The organism is Pantoea eucrina (assembly GCF_001691555.1).
Taxonomy (GTDB): Bacteria; Pseudomonadota; Gammaproteobacteria; order Enterobacterales; family Enterobacteriaceae; genus Pantoea; species Pantoea borealis.
Genome location: NZ_MAYN01000008.1, coordinates 208,456 through 220,978, shown reverse-complemented (window position 1 = coordinate 220,978; position 12,523 = coordinate 208,456). Strand labels below are relative to the sequence as shown.

At 55.7% G+C, this 12,523-nt stretch carries 13 protein-coding genes; 7 read left to right on the top strand and 6 right to left on the bottom strand.

Going from position 1 to position 12,523, the window contains the following annotated elements; translation table 11 throughout:
- Nucleotides 1–16 precede the first annotated feature (16 nt).
- A complete protein-coding gene (gene hemB, locus BBA90_RS07175) occupies nt 17–994 on the top strand; it encodes a porphobilinogen synthase (protein WP_065648536.1) in 978 nt (325 codons plus the stop codon).
- A gap of 271 nt (nt 995–1,265) precedes the next feature.
- Complete coding sequence (locus tag BBA90_RS07170) at nt 1,266–1,700, top strand: helix-turn-helix domain-containing protein (protein ID WP_065648535.1); 435 nt, start codon at nt 1,266–1,268, stop codon at nt 1,698–1,700.
- Nucleotides 1,701–1,748: 48 nt separating this feature from the next.
- On the opposite strand, the gene BBA90_RS07165 is transcribed toward BBA90_RS07170, so the two are convergent.
- Nucleotides 1,749–2,096, bottom strand: a complete 348-nt coding sequence (locus BBA90_RS07165) for a hypothetical protein (protein ID WP_065648534.1) — start codon at nt 2,094–2,096, stop codon at nt 1,749–1,751.
- A gap of 268 nt (nt 2,097–2,364) precedes the next feature.
- On the opposite strand from BBA90_RS07165, the gene BBA90_RS07160 reads away from it, so the two are divergent.
- Entirely contained in the window at nt 2,365–3,309 is a 945-nt protein-coding gene (locus tag BBA90_RS07160) for a glycosyltransferase family 32 protein (RefSeq protein WP_065648533.1), read from the top strand.
- Nucleotides 3,310–3,312: 3 nt separating this feature from the next.
- Here the strand turns inward: BBA90_RS07160 and BBA90_RS07155 are convergent, their stop codons facing one another.
- Nucleotides 3,313–4,497, bottom strand: a complete 1,185-nt coding sequence (locus tag BBA90_RS07155) for an NAD(P)/FAD-dependent oxidoreductase (RefSeq protein ID WP_075050717.1) — start codon at nt 4,495–4,497, stop codon at nt 3,313–3,315.
- 241 nt (nt 4,498–4,738) lie between these two features.
- Here BBA90_RS07155 and pitA point away from each other — a divergent pair, with 241 nt between their 5' ends.
- Nucleotides 4,739–6,238 carry an inorganic phosphate transporter PitA gene (gene pitA, locus BBA90_RS07150; RefSeq protein ID WP_065648531.1) on the top strand — a complete coding sequence of 500 codons (1,500 nt, stop codon included), beginning with the start codon at nt 4,739–4,741 and terminating at the stop codon, nt 6,236–6,238.
- Between the two features lie 77 nt (nt 6,239–6,315).
- Here the strand turns inward: pitA and uspB are convergent, their stop codons facing one another.
- A complete protein-coding gene (gene uspB, locus BBA90_RS07145) occupies nt 6,316–6,651 on the bottom strand; it encodes a universal stress protein UspB (RefSeq protein ID WP_065648530.1) in 336 nt (111 codons plus the stop codon).
- Nucleotides 6,652–6,792: 141 nt separating this feature from the next.
- Here uspB and BBA90_RS19295 point away from each other — a divergent pair, with 141 nt between their 5' ends.
- Both BBA90_RS19295 and uspA read left to right on the top strand, forming a co-directional pair.
- Nucleotides 6,793–7,002 (top strand): hypothetical protein, encoded by a 210-nt coding sequence (locus tag BBA90_RS19295; RefSeq protein WP_167350665.1) that lies wholly within the window; start codon nt 6,793–6,795, stop codon nt 7,000–7,002.
- A gap of 64 nt (nt 7,003–7,066) precedes the next feature.
- The gene (gene uspA, locus BBA90_RS07140; RefSeq protein ID WP_065648529.1) at nt 7,067–7,504 is read left to right on the top strand and encodes a universal stress protein UspA; all 438 of its coding nucleotides are present in this window, start codon (nt 7,067–7,069) and stop codon (nt 7,502–7,504) included.
- A 50-nt stretch (nt 7,505–7,554) separates the two neighbouring features.
- Here uspA and rsmJ read toward each other — a convergent pair whose 3' ends face one another.
- Nucleotides 7,555–8,304 carry a 16S rRNA (guanine(1516)-N(2))-methyltransferase RsmJ gene (gene rsmJ / locus BBA90_RS07135; RefSeq protein WP_065648528.1) on the bottom strand — a complete coding sequence of 250 codons (750 nt, stop codon included), beginning with the start codon at nt 8,302–8,304 and terminating at the stop codon, nt 7,555–7,557.
- 8 nt (nt 8,305–8,312) lie between these two features.
- Complete coding sequence (gene prlC, locus BBA90_RS07130) at nt 8,313–10,355, bottom strand: oligopeptidase A (protein WP_065648527.1); 2,043 nt, start codon at nt 10,353–10,355, stop codon at nt 8,313–8,315.
- Nucleotides 10,356–10,711: 356 nt separating this feature from the next.
- On the opposite strand from prlC, the gene BBA90_RS07125 reads away from it, so the two are divergent.
- Entirely contained in the window at nt 10,712–11,554 is an 843-nt protein-coding gene (locus tag BBA90_RS07125) for a 23S rRNA (adenine(2030)-N(6))-methyltransferase RlmJ (protein ID WP_065648526.1), read from the top strand.
- A gap of 12 nt (nt 11,555–11,566) precedes the next feature.
- Here BBA90_RS07125 and rnz read toward each other — a convergent pair whose 3' ends face one another.
- Complete coding sequence (gene rnz, locus BBA90_RS07120; protein WP_065648525.1) at nt 11,567–12,478, bottom strand: ribonuclease Z; 912 nt, start codon at nt 12,476–12,478, stop codon at nt 11,567–11,569.
- Between the last annotated feature and the right edge of the window lie 45 nt (nt 12,479–12,523).

Sequence of the window (12,523 nt, the reverse complement as noted above, 5' to 3'; positions counted from 1 at the left end):
AATAAGTTGTGTGAGCATGTCTGAATTTAATCTGATCCAGCGCCCGAGAAGGCTGCGTAAAAGCGCGTCAATGCGCACAATGTTCCAGGAGTCCGGCCTCAGCATCAACGATCTGGCGCTGCCGATCTTTGTCGAAGAAGAGGTGGATGATTACGTCCCGATCAACGCCATGCCGGGCGTGATGCGTATTCCGGAAAAACGTCTGGCGTATGAAATTGAGCGTATTGCCAAAGCGGGTATCCGTTCTGTCATGACCTTCGGTATTTCCCATCATACCGACGCTACCGGCAGCGACGCGTGGCAGGAAAATGGCCTGGTGGCGCGTATGGCGCGCATCTGTAAAGAGACGGTGCCGGAGATGATCGTGATGTCCGATACCTGCTTCTGTGAATACACCAGCCACGGCCACTGCGGTGTGCTGTGCGATCACGGTGTGGATAATGACCAGACGCTGATTAATCTGGGTAAACAGGCGGTGGTTGCCGCACAGGCAGGTGCTGACTTTATCGCTCCCTCAGCGGCTATGGATGGTCAGGTTAAGGCGATCCGTCAGGCGCTGGATGGGGCGGGCTTTACCGATACGGCGATCATGTCTTACTCCACTAAGTTTGCGTCCTCGTTCTACGGCCCGTTCCGTGAAGCGGCAGGCACGGCGCTGAAAGGCGATCGCAAAACGTATCAGATGAACCCGATGAACCGTCGCGAGGCGATCCGTGAATCCCTGCTGGATGAAGCGGAAGGTGCGGATTCACTGATGGTTAAACCTGCCGGTGCCTATCTCGACATTCTGCGTGATATTCGCGAACGCACCACGCTGCCGCTGGCGGCTTACCAGGTGAGCGGTGAATATGCGATGATCAAGTTCGCCGCGCAGGCGGGCGCCATTGACGAGCGTAATGTCGTTCTGGAAAGCCTGGGCGCCATTAAGCGTGCCGGTGCCGACCTGATATTCAGCTACTTTGCGCTGGATCTCGCCGAGCAAAAGCTGCTCTGATAAGCATTTTACAGCCCGGCGATCGCTAACGCCGGGCTGGCCTTACTCAATAATCATACACACGCGAATAATGCTTTCTGAGCATAAATTAAAATAATTAACGCTGCTTTTATTCTGTTATTTCCAGAAGGCGCGATAAATCACTTATATAAATACAAGACTATTCCCGATATAAAAATATATTACTTAAAACTCAAAAAATAATTTAGCACGCCTCTGCTTTATACCGTTTAATTGACTTTCATGATGACGCGTGAAGGAAAACATCGGCATGAAGCAGAAATATAATCAGCAGGTTATCACCACGATCAAAGAGTGGCTCACTGACAATCTGGAGCAACGCTTAAGCATCGACGATATCGCACAGAAATCAGGATATTCGAAATGGTATCTGCAGAAATTATTTGCCCGCTATTATAGTGAAACCCTGGCGCGCTATATTCGCAGGAAAAAGCTGACACAGTGTATTGCCGACCTTAAATACAGTGACACGCCGATAATTCGCCTGGCGCTGAAATACCATTTTGAAAGTCAGCAATCACTGACCCGTTCGTTTAAGCAGACGCTGGGCTGCACACCACTGCAGTGCCGCAGACGCAGGCTATGCCGCGAAGCGGAAGCGCAACTCCGCAGCAGTGATGACCCCTGCGCAATTTGCCGGCGGATGGAGGGTCAGCCGGGTTCTCCGGAGGAAGACACGGCATAACCATCCGGTGAGACGCTTTGCGTCTGCCGCGGATCAGCGCTATAGCCTCTACTCTACTGGCTTACCCGGCAGCATCACGGCTGACATGAGCTGCCGGCAGCGCAGCGCTTCCTGATGCGCCTGCTGCTGCTGCGGCAAGGTCAGATCCTGCCACACCTGCTGCAGATGTGTTGCCAGATCAGCCTTAAAGCGGATTTTCTGCAGGGCATAATCGGAGTTACTGCCTTCAATAATCTGCTGCATCGCCTGCGGGCTGTTATCGCGCCCGTCGTGCGTCAGCGTACAAAATACGGCAATATAATAAGCTTTATCTTCATCATCATAATGTGGCATCAGCCACCATACTGCGGCGCTCAGCAAAAGCAGAACCGGCAGCAGAAATTTCATTTTTAACATAGTGTCACAGCATCAGCGGAGTAAAAAACCTGCCGATAATAGCAGATTAGCGGCATGGCTACCCGCGCGTATCGGCCATCAGCGCTGGTTTCTGCGGATTCTCTTAAAGTTGTTGTTTTACGGTTTATTGATTGAGCAACTTCCCGCCCTTTGTTAATTTTAACCTTCATTTCGCGCCGCTCAGGGTGCATTCAGGACGTTGCCACAGGGCCAGTTTTTTTGCCTGCATAAAAACTGCGATAGCTGACGGCCTGCGACAGGAAAAAGCATGAACAAAAATAATCTTAAAACTCATCTGGTCTCGCTGGGTCTGCGGGCAGAGAAGATGCTGACGCGGCGTAAACAGCTGGCAAGCTATAATCCGCGCGATGAGCAGGATATCAATATGTGCAGCCAGCCCGCCACCGGCACGCCGATCCCGCAGCAGATCTGGATGTACTGGGAGAGCGAAACGCTGCCCGCTGAAGTGCAGATTTTTGTGGATAAAATTGTCCGGGAAAACCCGGGTTATCAGATGACGGTGATCAACAATCGCAATCTCGCCCGCTATCTGCCGGACCTGCAGTTTACGCATCCCGATATGCGTCCGTCGCACAAAAGCGATGTCATCCGGCTGGAGTTGCTTTATCGCTATGGCGGCATCTGGATGGACGCCACCATTATTCTCAACCAGACGCTGGATGCACTGCTGGCCGTTAACGCCGATGCGCGTTACGACCTGATTGCATTTTACCGGGCCGGCTCAACGCACGATATGGCGTATCCGGTGATTGAGTCGTGGTTCCTTGCGGCCCCGGCGCATAATGCTTTTATTGGTCGCTGGCTGCACTATTTCCGCCCGATTGTCACGCTGGGTGCTGAAGCTTTCTTCCGGCAGCTGCTGGCGCAGCCTGACTATGACACCCTGGTACAGGGCATTACGCCGCCTGATTACCTGGTGGTTTATCTGGCACAGCAGCAGGCGCTGCGCGAAAGCAATGATTACAACCTTTATCTGCGTAAGTGCGAAGCCAGCGCGCTGCTCTATCAAAGTCTGAGCGAGTGGCGCCCGGTCCGGCTGAGCCGCATGCTGATGGTTGATCGCCTGCCAGACGTGCTGCCGCCGCTGACCAAGCTCACCGGATTTGATCGCAAATATCTCGCTACCAATCTGAAATATGGCGTGGTTAACCGCGACAGCCTGCTGGGCCAGCTGCTGCTGAGCCGCCAGTAATGCTCAGAGTGCCTGGGCGCAGGCCCAGGCAGAACTCCACGCCCACTGGAAATTATAGCCACCCAGCCAGCCGGTCACATCCGCGACTTCGCCAATGAAATAGAGGCCCGGTACGTCACGCGCTTCCATGGTTTTTGAAGAGAGCTGGGTGGTATCAACACCGCCCAGCGTAACCTCCGCGGTGCGATAGCCTTCGGTGCCGTTTGGCTGTACGCGCCACTGGTGCAGTAACTGCGCCAGCTCAGCCTGCTGTTTGCTGTTGAGCTGCTTCAGGGTGACATCCGGGATCTGGTTCATCGCCTGCAGGACCTCCACCAGTCGCTTCGGCAGGATCTTCGCCAGGCTGTTTTTCAGGCTGAGGTTGGGGTGCGCGCTGCGCTGCTCATCGAGGTAATCCGTCAGCGCCAGTGCCGGCAACAGGTTAACGCTGACAAACTCCCCTGGCTGCCAGTAACTGGAGATCTGCAGCACTGCCGGACCAGAGAGGCCGCGATGGGTAAACAGCATCGCTTCCTTAAACAGCGTGCCGTCCTGCGCTTCAATGGTGGCTGGCAGCGCAACGCCCGACAGCGTGCTGAGCTGCTCCAGCAGCGGTTTATGCAGCGTAAACGGCACCAGTCCGGCGCGGGTCGGGTAGACGCGCAGACCAAACTGCTCTGCCACTTTGTAACCAAACGGCGACGCACCCAGTCCCGGCATCGATAATCCGCCGCTGGCGATCACCAGCTTCTCTGCCCATACGTCTGTGCCATTAAGCTGCAACCGGAACCCCTCGCCGTCGCGTGCCGTGCTCAGCACTTCGCTGCGCAGCCGCAGCGTCACCGCACCCGCCTCACACTCTTTCAGCAGCATATCGACAATGTGCTGCGCTGAGTCGTCGCAAAACAGCTGACCCAGCGTTTTTTCGTGCCAGGCGATGCCGTACCGGTTAACCAGATCGATAAAATCCCACTGGGTGTAACGCGCCAGCGCAGATTTGCAGAAGTGCGGATTGTGCGACAGGTAGGCCGCCGGCTCGGTATACAGATTCGTAAAGTTGCAGCGGCCGCCGCCTGACATCAGGATCTTACGGCCCGCTTTTTTGCCGTTATCCAGCAGCAGTACGCGGCGCCCGCGCTGTCCCGCCTGCGCTGCACAGAACATACCGGCTGCGCCTGCCCCTATTACGATAACGTCAAACTTTTCCACTGCGATGCCCACCTGATTACGAAAGGCGCTGATTGTAGTGATCTGCGGCTTTTTGCGCCACCTTCAAAAAAATGCTGTAAATATGTCATAATGTAACTGTTTCATTTTTAGGCTCTTTTACCTTGTTTTGTCCTCCGGGTTATCATTTTAAGACAAAAAAAGGCTATATTTCTCTTTCCCATACAGTGCGTTGTCGCAGATAATGCGCCGCGTTCATGTCCTCCAAAATGGCGTAACGTTTATGCTACATCTGTTTGCTGGTCTTGACCTGAGTACCGGCCTGTTATTGGTTCTTGCCCTGCTGTTTGTATTGTTTTATGAGGCAATCAACGGCTTCCACGACACAGCCAACGCGGTCGCTACCGTCATCTACACCCGTGCGATGCGGGCGCAGCTGGCAGTGGTGATGGCAGGTGTGTTCAACTTTTTTGGCGTGCTGCTCGGCGGTCTGAGCGTGGCCTACGCTATCGTACATATGCTTCCTACCGATCTGCTGTTGAATGTCGGTTCGGCGCACGGCCTCGCCATGGTCTTTTCCATGCTGCTGGCTGCCATTATCTGGAACCTCGGCACCTGGTATCTGGGCCTGCCGGCCTCCAGTTCTCATACGCTGATTGGCGCGATTATCGGTATTGGTCTCACCAATGCACTGATGACCGGCACCTCTGTGGTGGATGCGCTCAATCTGCCGAAAGTGATCAATATCTTTCTGTCGCTGATCCTGTCACCGATTATTGGATTGATCATCGCCGGCGGCCTGATTTTCCTGCTGCGCCGTTACTGGAGCAGTACGAAGAAACGCGCGCGTATTCATATGACTCCCGCTGACCGTGAAAAGATTGACGGCAAGAAAAAGCCGCCGTTCTGGACGCGCATCGCGCTGATTGTTTCGGCCATCGGCGTCAGCTATTCACACGGCGCTAACGACGGACAGAAAGGCATTGGTCTGATCATGCTGGTGCTGATCGGCGTGGCTCCGGCGGGTTTTGTCGTGAATATGAATGCGTCAGGGTATGACATCACCCGCACGCGCGATGCGGTTAATCATCTCGAACAGTATTACCGCCAGCACGGCGATTCACTGACGCACATTGTGCAGATGGCACCGCCTGCACTGCCAACGCCGGAAGAAGTTCCGAGCGGCCCGCAGGAGTTCCACTGTGACAGCGCGCGTGCGCTGCAGGCAATCGGTCGGGCTCAGGGCCTGCTGAACAATCTGCAGAGCTACGATCAGCTCTCTGTCGATCAGCGTAGCCAGATGCGTCGTCTGCTGCTGTGCATCTCTGATACTGCGGATAAAGCGGCCAAGCTGCCGGAAACCGGCGCGGATGATAAGCGCTTCCTCAGCAAGCTGAAGGGCGATCTGCTTGGCACTATCGAGTATGCGCCAGTCTGGATTATCGTTGCCGTGGCGCTGGCGCTGGGCATCGGCACCATGATCGGCTGGCGGCGTGTGGCGACAACCATCGGTGAAAAAATCGGTAAGAAAGGCATGACCTATGCGCAGGGTATGTCAGCGCAGGTGACGGCTGCCCTATCGATTGGGGTGGCAAGCTATACCGGTATGCCGGTTTCAACCACGCATATCCTCTCTTCCTCTGTGGCCGGCACCATGCTGGTTGACGGCGGCGGACTGCAGAGTCGCACCATCAAAAACATCGCCATGGCGTGGATCTTCACGCTGCCGGTCTGTATTTTGCTGTCAGGCGGACTCTACTGGATTGCATTGCATCTGATCTGATACCGCAGTATTCCGGCAAAAGGGCGACAACCGTGTCGCCCTTTTTTATTGCCGGCGTCCGGCATGAGGAGGCCGTTTTACTGCCAGATCGCCATGGCCACCAGGCTCACTACGACCAGAAAACAGAGCCCGCTGGTCAGCACAAACTGACCGCGTACGCGTTCGCAGCGGCGGATAAACTCATCGTCATGATGGTCAAGATAGCGTTTCAGCCAGATATAGCGTACCAGCCGTACCTGCTTGCCCGGCTGACCGTGAGACGTAAAAAAGCCAGCCCCGTCAACATACTGGTATAACAGCGGATCGCAGCCGCGCAATACGTAAAGCAGCGCACGTAAAGAAGAGAAGTAGCGCGCCATATTCACCAGACAAACCACACAAAGAGCCCAAAAAAGCGCGATAGTGCTGATCATAGTTCCCCCTTCTGGCTGGTACCGCAATGACGTGTTCTGCAGCGGGGAAGTGCTGCAAACGTCCTGTGGAAAATAAGCCAGCCATCGATAAGCAGATTGGCATTGTTGTTTTACAGATCTGCGCCTCGCCACCAGAGAAAAGTGGCACGCAATTTCAGTGTAGAATATCTGCTCAAATTTTTTCCAGCGACGCGTATCGTCACTCTACACCTGCTCCCTGCTCTGCGCATCGTCATCACACTCAGGCGCAGCGGTGCAGCATTTGCCGGTGACACTGGCTATACTCAGCAGATAACAACAGATCCTGCCGTTTCATTGAGTCACCGGCGCATCATCGCCGCTTCGCGCTAAGGAAAACGCCCGCCGTGGTTTGCGGGAGGGTGGCCCCCCAGAATATTGAGAAAGGAGTTTTATCATGGCCTATAAACATATCCTGATTGCAGTCGATCTCTCTCCGGAAAGCCAGCTGCTGGTGGATAAAGCGGTGTCTCTGGCGCGCCCTTATGACGCCAAAATCTCGCTTATTCACGTTGACGTTAACTATTCCGATCTCTATACCGGCCTGATTGACGTGAATCTCGGCGATATGCAGAAGCGTATTTCTGAGGAGACGCACAGCGCCCTGAAAGCCCTCTCTGCCAGCGCAGGCTATCCGGTTGGCGAAACGCTGAGCGGCAGCGGCGATCTGGGCCAGGTGCTGGTGGATGCAATCCGGAAATATGACGTGGATCTGGTGGTCTGCGGTCATCACCAGGATTTCTGGAGCAAGCTGATGTCATCCGCGCGTCAGCTGATTAACACCGTGCATATCGATATGCTGATTGTGCCGCTGCGCGACGCCGAAGAAGAATAAAAAAACAGGCCGGAAGAACCGGCCTGTTTTATTTTTGCTGCTCTGCCGCTTCAGGTTAGCGGCGGATAGATATCGAAGCGGTGGCTTTTTGTTACCACGGCAGACTGTGTTGCCACGCCTGCCAGCGGCGGCGCGTAGTCAGGACGCTTAACCACGATACGCTTTTTCGCCAGGCGACGGGCGGGCTCCAGCAGCGCATCGGCATCCTCATCGGCTCCGACCAGCGACTGAAATACGCGCATCTCTTTTTTTACCATCGCACTTTTCTGCCTGTGCGGATACATGGGATCGAGATAGACCACATCCGGCGCGGGTGCGATATCGCTCAGCGCCTGCTGGCTCGCTACGTGCAGCAGCGTCAGCCGCTCGCGCAGCCAGCCGCCAATTTCGCTATCGGCATAGCCGCGCTGCAGGCCATCCTCAAGCAGCGCGGCGACCACCGGGTGGCGCTCCAGCATCCGTACCCGGCACCCCAGCGCAGCAAGCACAAACGCATCGCGTCCGAGACCGGCCGTTGCGTCGACCACATCCGGCAGATAGCCGCCTTTAATACCCACCGCTTTGGCCACCGCCTCACCGCGTCCGCCGCCAAATTTGCGCCGGTGCGCCATGGCACCGGAGACAAAATCGACGAAAATACCGCCCAGCTTTGGCTCATCGCGCTTGCGCAGCTCAAGATGCGCAGGGGTGAGTACCAGCGCGAGCGGCGCGGTCTCATCCTGCTCAAGCCCCCAGCGCGTTGCCAGTTGTAATAAGGCGCCGTTTCCGGCGCCTGTTTCATCCACTAAACCAATGTTCACCAGCCGGTTTATCCCTGAATCCCGTAGCTTTTCAGCATGGCATCAAGCTGCGGCTCCCGGCCGCGGAAGCGTTTGAACAGCTCCATCGGCTCTTCAGCACCGCCGCGCGTCAGGATATTGTCAAGGAAAGCCTGACCGGTTTCACGATTGAAGATACCCTCATCGCTAAGGCGCGCCCACGCATCGGCTGCCAGCACGTCGGCCCATAAATAGCTGTAGTAACCGGCGGCATATCCGCCTGCAAAGATATGGCTGAACGCATGCGGGAAGCGTCCCCACTGTGGCGCTTCCACAACGGCAACCTGTTTTTTGACCGCATGCAGGGTGTCCATCACCTTCGCTCCGTGCTGCGGGTCAAAACCCGTATGGAGCCGCAAATCGAACAGTCCGAATTCAAGCTGACGCAGAATAAACAGCGCCGCGTGATAGTTCTTCGCTTTCAGCATTTTTTCCAGCAGCTCGTCCGGCAGAGAAGCGCCGGTTTCGTAGTGGCCAGAGATAAAATCCAGTGCATCCGGTTCCCAGCACCAGTTTTCCATAAACTGGCTCGGCAGTTCGACCGCATCCCACGGCACGCCGTTGATACCCGATATTCCCGGAACCTCAACCTGCGTCAGCATATGGTGCAGACCATGGCCAAATTCATGGAACAGCGTGATAACTTCATCGTGCGTAAACAGGGCAGGTTTGCCCGCCAGCGGCTGGCTGAAATTACAGGTCAGGTAGGCGATCGGCTTCTGCAGGCTGCCGTCCGCTTTGCGCATTTTATCAACGCAATTATCCATCCAGGCGCCACCGCGCTTATGCTCGCGCGCGTAGAGATCCAGATAAAAACTGCCGCGCAGCTCACCGCTTTCATCAAAGATGTCGAAAAAGCGGACATCGTGATGATAGATCTCAACGTTTTTGCGCTCTTTTACATTGATGCCGTAGATACGTTTTACGACCTCAAACAGACCTTTTAACACGCGGGCTTCCGGGAAATAGGGACGCAGCTGTTCATCACTGATCGCGTAGAGATGCTGCTTCTGCTTTTCACTAAAATAGGTGATATCCCAGGGCTGCATGTTATCAACCCCGTACACCTCTTTAGCAAACTCGCGCAGCTGCGCCAGCTCCTGTTCAGCCTGCGGACGCGCGCGTTTTGCCAGATCGCCCAGGAAGTCGATCACCTGAGACGGGCTATCGGCCATTTTGGTCACCAGCGACTTATCGGCATAAGAGTCATAGCCAAGCAGCTGGGCCAGCTCATGGCGCAGTGCCAGCTGCTCTTCCATTATCGGGCCGTTGTCCCATTTGCCTGCGTTGGGTCCCTGATCGGAAGCGCGCGTGGCGTATGCACGGTACAGCTCTTCACGCAGCGCGGCGTTGTCGCAATAGGTGATAACCGGCAGATAGCTCGGGATATCCAGCGTCAGCAGCCAGCCTTCCTGCTTGCGAAGTTTGGCCTGCTCACGGGCGGCAGAAAGCGCATCTTCCGGTACGCCCGCCAGCTCAGCTTCATCGGTGACCAGCTTGCTCCAGCCCATGGTCGCGTCCAGCACATTGTTGCTGTAGGCTGAGCCCAGCTCCGACAAGCGCGCCATAATTTTGCCATAGCGCCGCTGTTTGTCTCTTTCCAGCCCGATGCCTGACAGCTCGAAATCACGCAGGCTGTTATCAATAGCGCGCTGCTGCTCCGGGCTGAGTGCAGCAAAGCTTTCGCTTTGCTTCAGGCTGCGGTATGCCTTGTAGAGTCCCTCGTGCTGGCCAACCCAGGTAGAATATTCAGAAAGCAGCGGCAGCGCTTTGTCGAAAGCGTCGCGCAGATCGGGATTATTTTTTACCGCATTCAGATGGCTGACCGGTGAAAATACACGGCTCAGGCGATCGTCTGCTTCTGCAATTGGCTGAACCAGACTCTCCCAGGTGTAAGGCGCTCCCCGCGTCACCACACGGTCTACCGTATCGCGGCACTCTTCAAGAACCTCGGTCACGGCAGGCACGACATGTTCAGGTTTGATGGCAGAAAAAGGGGGCAGGGTAAAAGGGGTAAGTAATGGGTTAGTCATAAGCGCGATCCTTTCATCATGGAATTATGGGCGCGAATACTCGCGCTACGCAATTTTACTAAAATGCGGGCGCCGGACATTAAAATCAATGCCGTATAATGGAATAGAAGTAGGAAAAAACGCTCAAAATTGCATTTCCAGGCGCGATCTGACAGCAAATTAAGCATTCGCCTAAATCGACCCGTTACTATTTTGCCGGCCCGTCGCGCTTTTCTGCAGCCGCTCCGGTTTGCGCAGCGCAGCCGCAGCACCGGGTCGGGTGCCGCGAAAGCGCAGCAATTTCTCTGTGATCCGGCTATAATCGCGCCATATTCCATCGTCAACTCCTTTGATCCAACTGCGGACCCCCATTTTTTATGCTGAGTTATCGCCACAGTTTTCACGCCGGCAACCATGCCGACGTGCTGAAACACACCGTTGAAAGCCTGATCCTGACCGCACTCATGGAGAAGGATAAGCCCTTTCTCTATCTGGATACGCACGCCGGTGCCGGACGCTATCAGCTGAGCAGCGCACACGCCGAGCGCACGGGTGAATATCTGGAAGGCATCGCCCGCATCTGGCAGCAGCCTGACGCGCCCGCGCTGCTGAAACCCTATCTGAACGCGGTGCGTAACCTGAATCCCGGTGGCACCCTGCGCTACTACCCAGGTTCACCGCTGATCGCCCGTTATCTGCTGCGCGAAGAGGATAAGCTGCAGCTGACCGAACTGCATCCCAGCGACTATCCGCTGTTACGCAATGAGTTCAGCAAAGATGCGCGCGCGCGCGTGGAACGCGGCGATGGCTATCAGCAACTGAAGGCGAAACTGCCACCGCCGGCGCGGCGCGGCCTGATCCTGATCGATCCCCCTTATGAGATGAAAAGCGACTACCAGGAGGTGGTGAAAGGGATTCAGGAAGGCTATAAGCGCTTTGCCACCGGTATTTATGCACTCTGGTATCCGGTTGTGATGCGTCAGCAGATCAAACATATGCTTCGCGATCTGGAAGCCACCGGTATCCGCAATATTCTGCAGATTGAGCTGGCAGTGCGTCCGGACAGCGACCAGCGCGGCATGACCGCCTCCGGCATGATTGTGATCAATCCGCCGTGGAAACTCAAAGCGCAGATGGAAGAGCTGCTGCCGTGGCTGCACAAAACGCTGGTGCCCGCCGGCACCGGGCACTATAGCGTCACGCAGGTGGTACCAGAGTAACGGCCCGGCGCGTTAAATCTCTATAACAGCAAAATCGTGTGCCAGCTCGGTTGCCGCAAACACCGACTGGCACTCTGCCAGCAGCTTTTCCCGATCCGCAGAGAGATAGCGCGAACTGAAGTGCGTCGCGATCATACGCCTGGCGCCCGCCTGCTGCGCCACGGCTGCCGCCTGAACCGTTGTTGAATGCCCCCGCTCGTTGGCCTTTTCCGCCATTGCGGCTTCAAGCGTGGTTTCATGCACCATTACATCGGCATTGGCCGCCAGCGCCAGCGCGGTGTCGGTCGGCGCGGTATCGCCAAATATTGCCAGCACTTTACCTAACGTAGCGGGCCCCAGATAGTCTGCGCCGTTAATTTCGCGCCCGTCCTCCAGACGGATAACTTTCCCCTGCTTTAAATCCTGATACCAGGGACCGCGCGGAACGCCTTCGGCTTTCAGCCGTGCAGCATCCAGAAATCCGGGCTTATCATGCTGTTCAATGCGGTAGCCATAGCACTCCACGACGTGGTTCATCGGATAAGCGATCACCCGGAACTCGCCGTTATCCAGCACCAGACCTGCCTCGATCTCTATAATTTCCAGCGGATAAGTGGTCCAGGAGCTGCTCAGGCTCAGCGCATTTTCAACGAACGCCTTCAGTCCCTTAGGTCCATAGATCGTCAGCGGATCGGGCATGCCTGCCATTGAACGGCTGGTGAGCAGACCCGGCAGGCCAAAGATGTGATCGCCGTGCAGGTGCGTAATGAAAATTTTCTCCAGTTTGCCGGGGCGAAGCGCCGAGCGCATAAACTGATGCTGCGTCGCCTCACCGCAGTCAAACAGCCAGGTGTCGCCACGCTTTGAAAGCGTCAGGGCGATCGCGGTAACGTTGCGCTGTAAACTGGGCGCACCCGCGCCGGTGCCTAGAAAAGTCAGATGCATAATAGCCTTACCTGTAAGCGAAACCTAAATTTCACTCTATCTTGA

Bases quoted from the DNA above. Each gene is read 5' to 3' on its own strand.
- hemB (WP_065648536.1), top strand. From the start codon at position 17: ATGTCTGAATTTAATCTGATCCAGCGCCCGAGAAGGCTGCGTAAAAGC.
- BBA90_RS07170 (WP_065648535.1), top strand. From the start codon at position 1,266: ATGAAGCAGAAATATAATCAGCAGGTTATCACCACGATCAAAGAGTGG.
- BBA90_RS07165 (WP_065648534.1), bottom strand. From the start codon at position 2,096: ATGTTAAAAATGAAATTTCTGCTGCCGGTTCTGCTTTTGCTGAGCGCC.
- BBA90_RS07160 (WP_065648533.1), top strand. From the start codon at position 2,365: ATGAACAAAAATAATCTTAAAACTCATCTGGTCTCGCTGGGTCTGCGG.
- pitA (WP_065648531.1), top strand. From the start codon at position 4,739: ATGCTACATCTGTTTGCTGGTCTTGACCTGAGTACCGGCCTGTTATTG.
- uspB (WP_065648530.1), bottom strand. From the start codon at position 6,651: ATGATCAGCACTATCGCGCTTTTTTGGGCTCTTTGTGTGGTTTGTCTG.
- uspA (WP_065648529.1), top strand. From the start codon at position 7,067: ATGGCCTATAAACATATCCTGATTGCAGTCGATCTCTCTCCGGAAAGC.
- prlC (WP_065648527.1), bottom strand. From the start codon at position 10,355: ATGACTAACCCATTACTTACCCCTTTTACCCTGCCCCCTTTTTCTGCC.
- BBA90_RS07125 (WP_065648526.1), top strand. From the start codon at position 10,712: ATGCTGAGTTATCGCCACAGTTTTCACGCCGGCAACCATGCCGACGTG.
- rnz (WP_065648525.1), bottom strand. From the start codon at position 12,478: ATGCATCTGACTTTTCTAGGCACCGGCGCGGGTGCGCCCAGTTTACAG.